This window comes from Pectobacterium carotovorum, assembly GCF_900129615.1.
GTDB classification, from domain to species: domain Bacteria; phylum Pseudomonadota; class Gammaproteobacteria; order Enterobacterales; family Enterobacteriaceae; genus Pectobacterium; species Pectobacterium carotovorum.
In genome coordinates this window covers 59,434-74,583 of sequence record NZ_FQWI01000007.1, presented here as the reverse complement: position 1 = coordinate 74,583, position 15,150 = coordinate 59,434, and the positions used below count along the sequence as shown (strand labels likewise).

Here is a 15,150-nt window from a genome sequence, read left to right as displayed (position 1 = left end):
GAGAAGATAAACAGAAAGTGACAGGTGCCCATGTCGGGCACCTGAGAGCGTGTTATAGAAGGAAACGTCGGTGGCGGGAAAAACTCTTGCTTGATTTACCGCTGATGCAACGGCAGCCAGATAATCAGGCGTAATCCGCCCAGTGGACTGTCTTCCGCTTTTACCCAGCCTTTGTGCTGTGTAATGGCAGTTTCCACGATGGCGAGCCCTAAACCGCTGCCGCCGGATTCGCGGTCACGCGCTTCATCCGTACGGTAGAAGGGGCGGAAAATCTGTTCGCGATCTTCCGGGCTCACGCCGGGGCCATCGTCATCCACTTTGATGGTGATGCCCTGATTATCCACCGAGAAGGCCACTTCGATGTGGTTGTGAGAATAACGCAGCGCGTTGCGCACGATATTTTCCAGCGCACTGTCGAGCGAGGCAGGGTTGCCAAAGAGCGTCCACGGCCCCGGAGGATAGGGCACTTCCAGCGTTTTCCCCATCTGCTCGGCTTCAAAGGCGGCATCATCCAGCACATTACCCCACAGTTCATCGGCACGCAGGAACTCACGGGTCAGTTCGTTCTTGTGCTGATTTCGTGAGAGTACCAGCAGATCGTTAATCATACTGTCGAGCCGCTGGGTTTCCGTCGCGATGCGGTTCAGCTCATTGCCTTCACCCTGACGCCGACGCAGCAGCGCTGTTGCCAGTTGCAAGCGTGTCAGCGGCGTGCGCAGCTCATGCGAGATGTCCGACAGCAGACGTTGCTGTGCGGTGACCATCCGCTCCAATGCGCTGACCATCTGGTTAAAGCTGACGCCCGTCGCCTGAAACTCTTGCGGGCCAGACTCCAGCTCAGGGTGCTGACGTAAATTGCCTTTGGCAACTTCGTCGGCAGCGTGTTTGAGCTTACGTGCGGGTTTCGCCAGACTCCAGGCAAGCCAGAGCAGCAGCGGTGAACTGATCAGCATGGTGAAGATTAGCAGCAACAAAGGGCGGTCAAACAGCAGACTAATAAAATCGGACTGTGGGCTGCTGGCAGGGCGAATCAGATAAAGCTGGTAGTTGTCATCACCATCGCGGATCGCAAAGGGGCCAAGAAGCTCAATGCGGCCGTAATTTTTCTTTTGCGGATGATCGGCGTTATCCGATAGCCCGATAAAATTACGCACAATCGGGGTTTCATGCTTTTCTACGCCGAAGATCCTGCCTTCACTGGTGACCAGAAAAAGGCGCTGCCCCGGTGGAGCCCACTTCTCCAACACCCAGAACAGCCGTAGCCACCAGCGCAGATCGTTAGCTGGCGTGTTGGCGAGGTCTGCCTCAATGTGCTGTTCCAGCATGATGCCCTGCCGCTGCTCGTTTTCCAGCAAGGCGGTAAGCTGGCGCGAGTCCAGCTTGGGCACCATCAGAACCAGCATGAGTACCAGCGCCAGCGTTAACCAAAAAATGGCAAAAATACGAGCGGTCAAACTATTGATCATGCAGCCGATACCATCAAATAGCCTCGTCCACGCAGCGTTTTAAACCAAGGCAGACCGTCCTTGCGTTCTGGCAATTTACGGCGCAGGTTCGAGATATGCATATCGATCGCGCGGTCAAACGGTGTCAGCCGTTTCCCCAGCACTTCCTGACTTAAATGTTCGCGTGAAACCACCTGTCCCAGCCGCTGTGCCAGCAGATAGAGCAGCGTGAATTCGGTGCCCGTCAGATCCAGCACGATATCGTCGAAGCTGGCTTCCTGCCGTCCGGGATTCAGACGCAGGCCATCGACTTCCAGCGTCGGGGCGCTGTTATCACCCGCCTGTTGTTGATCGGTCCAGTTGGAACGGCGGAGAATCGCGCGGATTCGCGCCACCAGTTCTCGGTCGTTAAAGGGCTTCGGCAGATAATCATCGGCCCCCAGTTCCAGACCAAGAACGCGGTCTAATTCACTGCCGCGGGCGGTCAGCATAATGACTGGTGTTTGATGCTGCTGTCGTAGTTCTTTTAATGTATCGATACCGTTTTTCTTCGGCATCATCACATCCAGTAATAACAGGTCAATGGTGTTATCTAATATCTGTAACGCCTGCTCGCCGTCGTAGGCGACAACGACGTTAAAACCTTCCATTTCGAGCAATTCTTTCAGTAAAGCGGTCAGCTCTCTATCGTCATCAACCAGCAGAATTTTATTCATGTTTTCTCTACCTCCAAGGGCAAAATACGACATAGATTAGCGCTATTCCATGACTTTACGTAGTTTTACATCCTCTGACGCATGTTTGCAGCAAGATGCGTAGACTCCTGTTCATTGATTCACAAAATGACGTACCGCTCTGGAGAGTTATTGATGCAACAGTTCGCAACCTTATCTCTTGCTTCACTGCTTATGTTAGGCACTTTTACCGCCTTTGCAGCAGAAAGTGGAGACGTCCCGGCGAGCGGCTGGCATATCGATGATTCCGCCACAAAAGGCGCACCCGGCCAGCAAGGTATGTTCGATGGCGTGAGGCTGACTGAGCAACAGCGTCAGCAAATGCGTGATTTGATGCACCAGAGTCGTCAGGACAAACCGGCGTTTAATGCCGAAGATGTTAAAGCCATGCATAAGCTGGTGACGGCAGAAACGTTTGATGAAGCGGCGGTGCGAGCGCAGATAACCCGAATGATGAGTGTGCAGCTTGAGCGTCAGATTCAGATGACCCGAGTGCGCAACCAAATGTATAACCTGCTGACGCCAGCGCAGAAAGAGATACTAGAGCTGAAGCATAAGCAACGCATGAAAGAGATGCAGCAGCAGATATCCATGTTTAACCAGATGGCCGCGCCAGCACCAGGCACGACAAGCTATGCCGAGACAAAGAATCCCGAGTAGTAGCGCTAGTGTAGTAAGTAGTCTGTAGGAAATGTAGTGCAGTCCGAGTAGTAATGTGTAGTAGGTACACACCCTGTTTTTCCTTGCCATAGACACCATCCCTGTCTTTTTGCCCTCCATGATGGAGGGCTTTTTTTTGGGATTTTTCAGGCATATGGCGTATTTTGACTTTATATAGATGATTTTCCGCTCCAGCGAAATGGCTCGCTGTGATGAGGATAGATATGAACGCTTAATGATAAGATTTTAATTAGATATTTGTTGCATTGATTAGTTAATTGTCTTATTTTTCGTTCATTCTGAGCGGATATGCACTTTAAAAAATCAAGGAAACTGATGGTAAAGGTCATCTGGACAAGGAAGGCGTTGAAGCAACGTTTAACGATAGACCGCAGATATCAGGACACCATAAGTGAGAAAGTTGCTGAACTACGTAGTTTTCCTGCCGTAAACCTGGACATTATGGCGTTGAAGGGTGAAGCGAGAAAATTCAGGTTACGAGTGGGAGACTACAGAGTAATTTTCGAGATTGTTCAAGGTGAGCCCGTTATCTGTGAGGTTCAAGCGGTCAAACGCAGAACCTCAACGACTTACTAACTATCAGGCTGGGTAATCCGCCAGTTTCCTGATGACATACACCGCGACTCACTGACACCCGGATGAAATTATGTCAAAACCACAATTTATCAATGACGTGAACGGCAAGCCTCAGTTTGTTGTTCTACCTATCAGCGAGTATGAAAAGCTGCTGTCTGATAGCGATTCAGGCTATGAGGATATTCCTTATGTTGCCGATGAGTATGACAACGAAACTGTGCCTAATGATGTGGTAGAAATCATGTTCCGTGATGATGTTAGCTTGCTTGCGGCATGGCGTATCCATCGCGGATTATCACAATATGATGTAGCTGAAAATCTAGGGACAACGCAATCAGCGGTTTCGCAATGGGAAGCGAAAGACTCACGACCTCAGAAAAAAACCCGAGAGAAATTGTCTGAGATTTATCACTGCCGCCCAGAGCAAATGATCCTTTGATTGTATTGCTGCGACTCGCTTCGGCGGGTTTTTTTATCTGAAAATAGCCACGTAATTTCTGATGTTTTCATTAATATTGCGATATTTTCAACCAATTCTATTTTCACCTAAAATTTTGGATAAGATTCAAATAAATTGGATTTATTCACTATATAAATCACAATAAGCGAAATTAAAATTTGTAAAAAAAGATGAATTTTGAAATTGAGAATAATCACAAATCATGTTAAAAAATTACTGTTTATCTATACATAACCAGGTGCTGACATGATAAAAAAATTATTCGATCTGTTGCCGATTTTTGGTGATAAGAAAGTAACGCCGACGGAAAATCTGTTGCAAGAGTCTCTCTTACCGCTTGCAGAACTTGATAAAACGTTGCCGAAGAAAATATTTCATTATGTCATGACGGGCACCGAATCTGAGGTTCTTTATGCCTTAAATCAGTTAGATTCTGATAAAACAATCGTCCTTCTGGACAAGCCGGGTTCGGTTGACTGGTACTATGTTCAAAATAACAGTTTTAATTCCAGTGAATATAGTAAAATAATCAGGCAGGCAAGGAATGCGCGTTATAAACTCTATTCCATGGTAGGCCAAGGATTAACAAACGAACAAACGGTACGCTTTGCGAAAGTATTAGCTGCGGCATGTCAGAATAAAAATATAAAAATAATAACTGACGAAATACCAAATTGGATGATTTATTTGCTCTGTGATGCGCTGGCCACTACGTTGAAAAGCACATCTAATCAAAAGCTGAAATTAAAGCACCGTGCTGACTGGAGTGTTCAACTTCTCGCTGACCTGGTTGCTAGTGAACAGCATGATGAGAAAGGCGAGAATATTTTATTTGCTATTTTTGATCGGAAGGAAATAGGTGAATACTATAGCTCGGAGTTAGCGCTTTTCTTTGAACTCCCTGATTTGCAGACATACATCGAAAGTCATGCACAGTTTGTCCGCACGACGCTAGTGGACAAACTTTCTGCACTCGGCCTGATTCAGTTCCTGAAATACTTGTCCGATCGTGAAGTGTTGCGTGTTTTTTTCTCAGATGTCATTGTTAAATTAGCAATGGATCAGAAAAAAACGGTGCGCAGCGAAGCTGAACCGCTGCTGAATACGCTTCCCGCTAATGATGTCAAAAAACACCTGAGTGATATCCTATTTAACGGCACGCCAAAACAGCGCTCTCAGGCTGCCGATCTCTTTGCCCGTCAAGGCGAAAATAAAGATATTTTAGAACAGGCGTTACAGTTAGAGAAAAGTAAGGCAGTAATAAAAAGTATCGAAAGTGCTATTACACGTTTTGACGTTGTTGATACGGCACAGGATATAACACTCCCTGAATTACCCGAACTCACGCTGCTGGCTGATACGCCGTTGCCTGAAAGCGCAAAAGATATTCTTGTCGAAAACCTGATCGAGATGGTGGAAACGGCAAGAGTAAATGCGGAAAAAGAAATAGAACAAAATAAATCGAATGCGTACAAATACAAATGGGCGCAAGATCATTATGCTAAATTAAAAAAATTGAATGCTGAGCATTGCCGTACTTTGGTTGATAAGCTTAATCATGGTAATCATAAATTATCTAGTGAAGATACTAGCATTATTAAATATAAAAAACGTATTAGCAATCTTCCTGAATTTACGTTTTACCATGCTATGAGAATTATTTTTGGCAACATGTATGCACACTTCAATCTAAGCACTGCTCGAATAGAACATGAAGCACCCGCTCATATTGTCGCTGGATTGGAATTACGACAAATTGAAGGTGTTTTGCAGGCGCTGGCATGCCCAGAACCTGCACGGATCGCTGCATCGCTATGTTTAGAGTCCTATAACCATGGGTTGAGGCTATTCCCTAAACCTGAACAGCTCTGGCCTTTTTTCTCTCAACATCCAGACTATATTGCCGAAGCGTTGGGGCTATTGCCGAATAAGAGTGACAACCAATATCGCAAATTTGAATTGGGTCAGGCCTTTGAGCTGCTTGATAAATTCCCTGCTATCCCCGCGCAGTTTATTCCACGCATTATGGAACTGGCGTTAGGCGAGAATAAAACGTTCCGCGTGAGTGCGCAGAAGTTGCTTGAAAAACTGCCGAATGTGCATGTGAATGCGCAGGAAAGCCTACATTCTGCGAAACAAGAAATCCGTATTACTACGATTGAATGGCTTGCGCGGATAAAACATAAAGACAGCATCGCGCCGCTTTATGCACTGTTAAAAAAAGAGAAGAGAGAAACCGTCCGAGCCGCATTGCTGGCGGCGTTAGAGCAGTTTGGTGAGGATATTTCGCCGTATTTGTCCGAAAAGGTATTGCGTGACGAAGCGTTGAAGGGATTGAAAGCAAGCCCGCCTGCGAGCATGAGCTGGTTTGACTATAACGCGATACCGTCATTGAAATGGGAAAACGGCAAGGCCGTCGATGCCGACATTATCAAATGGTGGATCATTCTGGCGGTGAAATTAAAAATGCCCGCAGGTAACACGTTATTGCAACGCTATGTCGGGTTATTAGCCAAAGAGAGCCAGCATAAGCTGGGCCATTTTGTTTTACATTCCTTCATCACGCAGGATGTAAAAAACCCATCGCTGGAAGACGCGATGCTGGAAGCGCATAAGGATGCGCCCGCACGTTTAAAAACGTATCAGTATTATCTTGAGCGTTACCCTGAGTATTACCAAAAATATGAGCATTACACGCTGGAACAGGCGGCTGAGGAAATAAAGAATGAAGTCTTGCGGCGCTATTTAGGTTCTGCCATCGCGGATAAAGGTATGTTGGCCTTGATTGGTCGTATCGAGGGCCATGTTGCCGTCTCCGCATTACGCAATTACACGCGTGACCATTATCAGCGTCGTTCACAGATTGAAGCGATGATCAGCGCGATGGCGATTAGCGACGACCCGCTCATTATCCAATTGTTACTCTCACTTTCACGCCGCTACCGTACCGCGGCGATTCAGGAAAAGGCGCGTGAGTTAGTCAAAGAGATTGCCGACCGCAATGGCTGGAGCGCGGATGAACTGGCCGACCGCACGATCCCTACGGCGGGGTTGGATGAAACGGGTACGCTGGTGCTGGAATACGGGGAGCGGATCTTTACCGCACGCATGGACAGCAAACAGAAGTTGGTGCTCCTGAACCCGGAAGGGAAAGAGATTAAAGCCCTGCCTGCGGCGCGTAAAACGGATAACGAAGAGCAGATAAAAGAAGCGAAAAAGCTGTTCTCATCGAGCAAAAAAGAGCTGAAACAGGTGATCGACCTACAAACCGCACGTTTGTATGAATCGATGTGTGCTCAGCGCCAATGGTCGAGTGAGGACTGGCAGACTTACATCATGGGTCACCCTGTGATGCGTCCGTTAATCGAGCGCCTGGTGTGGCAAGAAGTGAAGGGTGAGCAGGTGCTCAATACCTTCCGGCCGACGGATGACGGTTGCTTACTTAATCTTGAAGACGATGAAGTGGAATTATCGGACGGCACGATGATTCAGCTTGCGCATGCGGCCATTGTCGATAACGAGACGCGTGAAGCCTGGCTCGCGCACTTTAAGGATTATAAAGTGACGTTCTTGTTCTCGCAGATGGTGAACATGCTGCCCGAACTCGATCGTAAACGGGTTGAAATTGAGGATAAAAAAGGGTGGTTGACCGATACGTTCACGTTGCGCGGCGTCTTAACCAAGATGGGATACCAGCGTGCGCCAGCGGAAGATGGCGGGTCGTTTACCCATTATTATAAGCATTTCAGTAGCTTGAATGTGTACGTCAATATTGGGTTTAGCGGTAGCTACGTGCCAGAAGAAAATATTCCAGCGGTCTTGTTTGATTTGAGCTTTGAGAAAAATCAGCAAAATTATTGGGATCGTAACAATCTGGCATTACAGGATGTCCCGCCCATTTTACTGGCAGAAAGCTATGCCGATTACCTGAAAGCCGCAGAAGCCTGTTCAGGATACGATGCCGACTGGGAAAGCAAAACGCCTTGGTAATCCGCTTATGGAGCCAGTACACCTTGTGCTGGCTTCGTTCATTATTTTGTGGCGAACAGAGACACGAACATGGAAAAACACTCACCGACAGCCAACGATGTGCTGCGTCAACATGCTGAAATTCGCTTTGCTGATGAATTAGCACGCCTGACCAAAGCGGACGAAAATAACCCAAAGCCGCAGGGCTGGCTGCGTTCACCCCGTGCGGTGCGCCAGTTTATTCTGGGTGACGAGGCCTTAGATATTTCCGCGAAATTTTTTGGCGATAATGCGCTGGTCGATCGGGCGATTGTGACGCTGCTGGGGAAACAGGGATTGATGTTGGTTGGCGAGCCCGGAACCGCAAAATCCATGCTGTCTGAGCTGTTTGCTGCGGCGATCTCGGGAGATTCCGGCTTGACCATTCAAGGCACGGCGGGAACGACGGAAGACCACATCAAGTATTCATGGAACTATGCGCTGCTGCTTGCCGAAGGCCCCACCGAGCGCGCGCTTATCGGTTCACCGCTCTATCAGGGGATGATGCAGGGCAGGATTGTCCGTTTTGAGGAAATCACCCGCTGCCCGCCGGAAATACAAGATGTCCTGGTCTCTTTGATGTCTGAAAAACAGCTGATGATTCCTGAAATGGGTGAGCAAGGGCGGATCAGTGCCAAGCCCGGTTTTAACCTGATTGGCACGGCGAACTTGCGCGATCGCGGCGTACATGAAATGTCAGCGGCATTAAAACGGCGCTTTAACTTTGAAACCGTGAGGCCGATTCAAGACCCTGAATTCGAAATTGAGCTTATTCAAACGCAGCTTACGCGTGAATTGGGCGATCTGGCCGCGCTTGTCACCGTGCCGCCGAGCGTCATTGAACTGCTGGTGACCACATTTCAGGAACTGCGCTCGGGCAATACGCGCGACGGCGGCAGCATCAAAACGCCAGATGCGGTGATGTCGAGTGCGGAAGCGGTCAACATTGCCTATGCCTCCGCGCTTGAGGCGCATTATTTGGGCGATAGCACGCTGAATGCGGGCGCCATCGCCCGCCAGATTATCGGTGTGGTACTAAAAGATAATCCTGACGATGCAAAACGTATGCGCTACTACGTTGATAACGTGGCGCGAGAAAGGGCCAAAAGCAGCGATGACTGGAAAGCGTTTTATGATGCCTCACGACAGTTTTGGAAGTAAGGCCGTGGCCAATTGTTGTTGATGATTTCACGGACACTTTTTCATGAGGAAACGCGCTGGTGAGTCTTTCGAACATCGTATTGCCCGCTCGGATGGAACAGGCGCTGGCAACATGGGATTTTTTGCAGTCGCAGCAGATCTATTTTGCGCCGGTTCGCCACCATAGCCCAGCGTGTGCCTATGGTCTGCTGTCATTGATTGATGATATCCAGCCCGATCACATTCTGATTGAGGCACCGGTCAGTTTTAATCACCTGTTGCCCGATTTGCTTCACCCTGACGCGAAACCCCCTATCGCGGTGATGGGACAGGCTGACTTTCAAGCCCGCGAGTCGCAAGAGGGCGAAACGCCGCAAGCGACCACGCGCAGCGCTTTTTTCCCTTTTTGTGACTACTCGCCTGAATGGGTTGCGCTGCATGCGGGGCATCGTCACAACGCGACGCTGCGTTTTATTGATTTGCCGTGGGTTGAACAAATCGCGATTGAGGAACGTCAGAATGACGTCAGCCAGAGCCTGCAAGCGGAGCGTTATCTCGCTCACAGCCAGTTCATTTCGGCACTCGCAAAAAAATGCTATTGCCGCGATCACGATGATTTGTGGGAGCATTTATTTGAATTACGTTCGATTGAGGCGCTGACCGATTGGCAATCGCTTTTCCGCGATACGTTGATCTGGTGTGCGTTAGCGCGACTGGACTATGAGCCTCAGGTTTTGGAAGCGGAGGGATCTGCACAGCGTGAGGCGCATATGCTCGCCGCTATCATGCAGGTTCGTGCTGAACATCCAACGGGGAAAATTCTGGTCGTCACCGGCGGTTTTCATTCGCTGGCGCTGCTCGAAGGGCTGTCTCACGACGCTAAATCGTTCAATGCCTTCACGGATGCGGCGAAGAAGCTGTACCAAAAACAGATGAAGCAGGCGGAAAACGACAGTGCGTGGTTAATCCGCTACAGCTTTGACCGATTAGATGCACTCAATGGGTATGCCTCCGGCATGCCTGCGCCCGCGTACTATCAGCGAAGCTGGCAAATGCTCATGGCGCAGCGGGGCGATCGGCTGGCGGAAACGGGGCGAGCGCTCACGACGCAGGAACACCGCAATAACATGGGGATGCGTTTTTTGTCTGAGGTTGCCAGCCTGCTCCGTGCTAAATCTTTTGACGATCCCCCCAGCTATATCACGGTAAAAAATGCGGTAGAGCAGAGTGTTCGCTTAGCGGCATTGCGCGGGCATGAAGGCCCTGGTCGTTATGACCTGCTGGATGGGCTACAAAGTAGTTTTATCAAAGGCAGTATTGATGATGCGCAAAGCGATCTGTGGCTTGAGATCAAAAAGGCGTTCTCCGGCCATGCGTTAGGGCAGATCCCGGCAGGCAGCGCGACGCCTCCGCTGGTTGCTGAAACCTATCGATTAGCGAAATATCATCGCTTTAAACTTGATGACACACTCGTCAAACTGAGCCGTTTGGATATCTATCGCAACCCGCAGCATCGTGCCCGCAGCCGCTTTCTTCATCTGTTGAGCTTCCTTGAAGTGGGTTTTGCAACGCGCAGTAATGGCCCTGATTTTTTGGGTGGTCACAATCTCGACCTGCTATTTGAAGAGTGGCACTATGCGTGGACACCGTCGATCGAAGGGCGATTGATTACGCTCTCGGAGAAGGGAAGCCAGCTCGAAGCGATTGCCATCGATAAATTACTCTATTTGGAAAAGCAGCTAGAGGAACAGGGGCAGAATCGGTCAAGCAAGAATGCAGTGCGTGTGCTGATTCAGGCGGCGCTGTTGGGATTACCGTCGCGTGTAGCCGGGCTATTCCGTTTATTGCATGACGATATACATAACGATTTTCGGTTAAGTTCGCTCGTTGAATGCGGGCATAGCCTGATTCATCTCTGGCGCGGGCGTGACTTTCTTGGCTTACGCAATCAGCCTGAGTTAACTCAGCTGCTGTTTAAGCTGGTTCCACAGACGTTGTTTTGCTTACCGACCATCACCGCGGGCGATGAGTCACAGCAGGAAGAACATTTTACCGCATTGCTTGCCTTGCGTGAGCTGATTGAGTTTATGCCTACGCTCGATCCCTCCAGTACCGCCAGTCGCGATTTTTACCACCAATTGCAGCAGATCACCCCAGCGTTAAAGGACGTGCCTTTGTTAAAAGGGGCGGTTGATGCGCTGCGCTATCTCGGTGATGAAATTGATGAGCAAACGCTTGATGACCATCTATCGAACGTCTTTAGTCAGGGTAGCGACCCTGAGCAGGCGGTTCGCTATTTTGTGGGGTTAATGCGCGCCGCCCCTGAGCTGATTATCAAAACGCCGCGTTTGGTCGATAAGTTAAACGCGCTGATGTCGCAGTGGGATGATGACCGTTTTCTGCATGTGTTGCCCGATCTGCGCTTTGCCTTCAGCCAACTCACACCGAAGCAGAATGCGACGTTAGCGAACTATATCGCTGAACAATGTGGTTTCTCTGAGCCGGAAATGCATCTTTGGCAAACGGATTTCACGGAGCAGGAAATGCTCCAGACGATGCAGTTAAACCAAAAGCTGAAACAGCAGCTGGCGGAAAACGATTTACTGTCATGGTATGAAAAAGAGAAGGGTGCAGCCCGATGAGTGCGCAAGATCCGCAGTCTGATGATAAAGAAAAAAACGGCAAACGCTGGCGATTGATTCTGGGCCACTATGCCGACGAGGCATTAGGTAAAGCGGCCTTTGACGCACATGACCTGAAAGTCGAGCGTACTCTGGATTATCTCTATCGCCGTGAATATCAGCGTCGTGGGCTTAAGCAGGAAGGAGGACGGCACGGCTCTTTGGATCAGTCTCAGCTAACGGCGGTTAACTGGCTCAATCAGGCGCGTAAATTGTTCCCTAGCAGCACGTTTGAACGAATGCAATCGCAAGCGATTGAACGCTATGAAATCTCGCATTTATTCAACGACCCGCAGGCTCTGCAAGCGATGGAGCCCACGCCCGCGCTCGCTAAGGCGTTATTGAGTTTACGTGGACGGATGAATGAAGAAACGCGTGAAGCGGTGCGCGACATTATTCGCAAGGTGGTCGATGAGATATTACGCACGCTGAGGCCGACGTTTACGAATGCGCTCACCGGTCGCCGGAATCGATTCCGACGTTCACCGATTCCCAGCAGTCAAAATTTCGACTGGCGCGCCACGATTGCAGCCAATCTTAAGCATTTTGATCGTGAGAAGAATCGGCTGGTCATTGAAACACCGCATTTTAATTCACGCATGCAGCGTCATATGCCGTGGGATGTCATTTTGTGCGTCGACCAAAGTGCTTCGATGTCCAGTTCGGTGATGTACGCGGCAGTCTGCGCCAGCATTCTGGCGACATTGCCTGCGGTACGGGTTTCACTGATTGTATTTGATACACAGGTGGTTGATTTATCGCATCTTGCCCACGATCCGGTTGACGTGCTGATGACGGTGCAACTGGGGGGCGGGACGAATATTGCGAAGGCCATGCAGTACTGCGAACAGCAAGTACAAAACCCGAAACGTACCATCGTGACGTTAATCAGCGATTTTGAAGAAGGTGGCGCGCTGAATCGCCTGCTTAGCTGTGTGCAGCGCATGCATAGTCAGCAGATCACGCTGTTAGGGCTTGCGGCGCTTGATGATGCCGCACAACCGGTATACGACACCGCAATCGGGCAAAAATTGGCCGACCGCGGCATGCATGTTGCGGCGCTGACGCCGGAGCACTTTGCGCAATGGCTGGCGGAGGTGATGCGATGAGCTGGCAATCCCTCTACCTGAATTATGATGACGATGCGCTGAGTGTTTTTGCGAATGTCGGTTTGCTGCGCCGGGCAAAAAAAGATCTGGCTGGCGACAAAGTGATGTTGGTAACGGACGCTGAGCAAGAAGGGCATTTTGTCAGCGATGGTCAGCAGGTGGTGCTGAATGCGCAGGGAATACAAACCGCGCGGTGCGATTGTCCAGCCTCGGGCTGCTGTAAGCACATTTTGGCGGCGGTGCTGTGGGTACAAGCCCATGCTGAAGGCGGTGCGGAGCAGGCCTCGCCCCTCTCTGAGGAAACCACCGCACCACCAATAGACGTGCTTGTCGAGATCTTACAGCTTGATCCTGAGACGTTAATGAAGCAGGTCGGCAAAGGGCAAACGCGGCATGCCGCGCGATTTGTTCAGATGTGGGCGGAAGAATCGGTGAGGACGGAATCGCTATCCAACCAGCTTAAAATTCACCTGCCGATGCTGGAAAGCCCCGTTATCTATCTGGCTGGAGCGGGATTTGCTGGCATGTTGTCGGATTTCTTGCGGGAGAAGCAGCCAGCCTTGCATCTTGCTGCCATTGCCTGCCTCTTTGAAGCCAATCAGCGCGTCTGGCCGTGGCCAGCGGATTGTCTGACTCAGGAAACGCAGGTGCGGGCGCTACATGCCGATGAGCGCGCGCTGATTGCTACGCTTAATGCATTTATTCAGGACATCATGAATCAGGGGCTGTCGCACATCAGTAAAAGCAGTGCGCGACAGCTTCACTTGCTGAATATGTCCGCGCGTGCGGAAGGATTGCCCCGGCTGGCGGGTTATCTGCGTAATGTGAGTGGACAGGTCAGTCTATTAGCGGACAGGCATTACAGTCTGGAAGAGCGTGATGTGCTGCTGTTCATTGCCCGTCTGTCAGCGTATCTATACCAGCTTGAGCAGGCGACGCCTGAGCGCTTGCTGCACCTGCGCGGGCAGGTACGGCGGCAATATCAACAACAGCCTGAAGCCTTATCGCTTGTACCATTGGGTGCACAGTGGTGGATCACCGAAGGCGGTGCGCGCGGTGCCACCTTTTCATTTTGGGATAGTGAAAACCAGCAATTAGTGCACTGTACGCAAGCGCGGGCCGATTACCATGATATGACATTTAGCCAGCAGGGTGTATGGCAGGGGCAGGCGATGTGGAAACAGCTGGGCGAACACATCGTGCGCGCTCCCTTTACGCTGCATCACCCGCGTTTTTCTGACGACGGGAAATTGGCCGCAGGCGGCGACAGTTACGCGAATCTTGAGGGCTCGCAGTGGCCTGCCGCCGCCTATGCGCAGTGTAAATCGACGTGCGGCATTGCCGACTGGTCGCAGCTGTTTCACTATTTTGAGCAAGAGAATCAGGATTACCCACAGCCTCTGCTGCTGCATGTAAACCGCTATGAACCCGTCGTCTGGAATGAGGTGGAACAGCGTGTGGTCTGGCCGGTCTTTGATGATGCGGATAATGCGCTGTATCTGAGCCTAAACTGGGAAAAAACGCAGCATCAGCGCATAGACAGGCTCAAACAGGCCACTCAGCAAAAGTGGGCGATTGTAGCGGTGCTGGTTCAGCCCCGTCGCCGTGGGAATGACATTGATCTCCATCCCTATTCTCTTCTGGTGAGTGATGGCAGCGCGGTGACCGCGTTTTGTTTAGATTTTCAGACCATCAAGACCAAGAAAACCGTGCCCAGTTTTATTAGCCATATTCAAACGCTATTTGCGGAGAGAAAGCAGCGTAAAACGGTGCAGCGTCCCTTGCCCACGCTGGCACAGCGTGTTTGTCACCCAATTCTTGATGTGCTGGACGCGCAGGCCTGCACCGGACGTCGGCATTTAACCTCAACGCAAAGAGAGCAGTTACAACACAGCATGAAAACGGCCAATGAGCTGGGCTTAACGCTCGTTGAAAACGCGTTGTCGCACTATTTAGCGCAACCCCAGCCGGAGGTGGAGAGCCTGCTGCGGATCGTCTTTCTTTGCGACAGGCTTCAGCGTTTTCAAAACGGGTTGCCGATCGTGCTGCGCCAATCGTCATCTGCGTAGCGCCCTTTCCTGACAGAGAACAGGATAGAGACGTAGTAAGGAGTAAGGAGTAAGAAGGGCACGAAAAAGACAGCGTAAGGGAGTAGTAAAGCGTAGAATATGAGCACCAAAAATGATGCTCATGAATGTTCCCTTACCTGTCTTCAGGCTTTTGGCTGACATCCTCATAAAAGCACGCTGAAACACCTTTGGCCGCTCGCCGATTACACGGTGATGTCATACTTTCCCTGTACCATTGCTTCATCGC

Annotated in this window: 10 protein-coding genes; 8 read left to right on the top strand and 2 right to left on the bottom strand. The window is 50.3% G+C overall.

The window, feature by feature from the left end:
• Positions 1–95: 95 nt before the first annotated feature.
• Together cpxA and cpxR are read right to left on the bottom strand one after the other, a co-directional pair.
• Positions 96–1,466, bottom strand: a complete 1,371-nt coding sequence (gene cpxA, locus BUB06_RS14725) for an envelope stress sensor histidine kinase CpxA (RefSeq protein WP_039363412.1) — start codon at positions 1,464–1,466, stop codon at positions 96–98.
• Positions 1,463–2,161, bottom strand: coding sequence for an envelope stress response regulator transcription factor CpxR (gene cpxR, locus BUB06_RS14720; protein ID WP_010308725.1), 699 nt, complete (start codon positions 2,159–2,161; stop codon positions 1,463–1,465). The genes cpxA and cpxR overlap by 4 nt, the downstream gene beginning before the upstream one ends.
• A 153-nt stretch (positions 2,162–2,314) precedes the next feature.
• On the opposite strand from cpxR, the gene cpxP reads away from it, so the two are divergent.
• From cpxP to BUB06_RS14680, 8 genes are all read left to right on the top strand, one after another.
• Positions 2,315–2,839 (top strand): cell-envelope stress modulator CpxP, encoded by a 525-nt coding sequence (gene cpxP, locus BUB06_RS14715; protein ID WP_039474852.1) that lies wholly within the window; start codon positions 2,315–2,317, stop codon positions 2,837–2,839.
• Positions 2,840–3,175: 336 nt separating this feature from the next.
• Positions 3,176–3,436 carry a type II toxin-antitoxin system RelE family toxin gene (locus BUB06_RS14710; protein ID WP_039474855.1) on the top strand — a complete coding sequence of 87 codons (261 nt, stop codon included), beginning with the start codon at positions 3,176–3,178 and terminating at the stop codon, positions 3,434–3,436.
• Between the two features lie 70 nt (positions 3,437–3,506).
• Positions 3,507–3,875 carry a helix-turn-helix domain-containing protein gene (locus BUB06_RS14705; protein WP_039474857.1) on the top strand — a complete coding sequence of 123 codons (369 nt, stop codon included), beginning with the start codon at positions 3,507–3,509 and terminating at the stop codon, positions 3,873–3,875.
• Positions 3,876–4,142: 267 nt separating this feature from the next.
• A complete protein-coding gene (locus BUB06_RS14700) occupies positions 4,143–7,886 on the top strand; it encodes a DUF4132 domain-containing protein (RefSeq protein ID WP_039474859.1) in 3,744 nt (1,247 codons plus the stop codon).
• Positions 7,887–7,955: 69 nt separating this feature from the next.
• The gene (locus BUB06_RS14695; RefSeq protein ID WP_039474862.1) at positions 7,956–9,065 is read left to right on the top strand and encodes an AAA family ATPase; all 1,110 of its coding nucleotides are present in this window, start codon (positions 7,956–7,958) and stop codon (positions 9,063–9,065) included.
• A gap of 59 nt (positions 9,066–9,124) precedes the next feature.
• Positions 9,125–11,686, top strand: coding sequence for a DUF5682 family protein (locus tag BUB06_RS14690; RefSeq protein ID WP_039474865.1), 2,562 nt, complete (start codon positions 9,125–9,127; stop codon positions 11,684–11,686).
• A complete protein-coding gene (locus BUB06_RS14685) occupies positions 11,683–12,834 on the top strand; it encodes a VWA domain-containing protein (RefSeq protein WP_039474868.1) in 1,152 nt (383 codons plus the stop codon). Before BUB06_RS14690 ends, BUB06_RS14685 begins: the two co-directional genes overlap by 4 nt.
• Positions 12,831–14,903, top strand: a complete 2,073-nt coding sequence (locus BUB06_RS14680; RefSeq protein WP_039474961.1) for an SWIM zinc finger family protein — start codon at positions 12,831–12,833, stop codon at positions 14,901–14,903. Before BUB06_RS14685 ends, BUB06_RS14680 begins: the two co-directional genes overlap by 4 nt.
• Positions 14,904–15,150 lie beyond the last annotated feature (247 nt).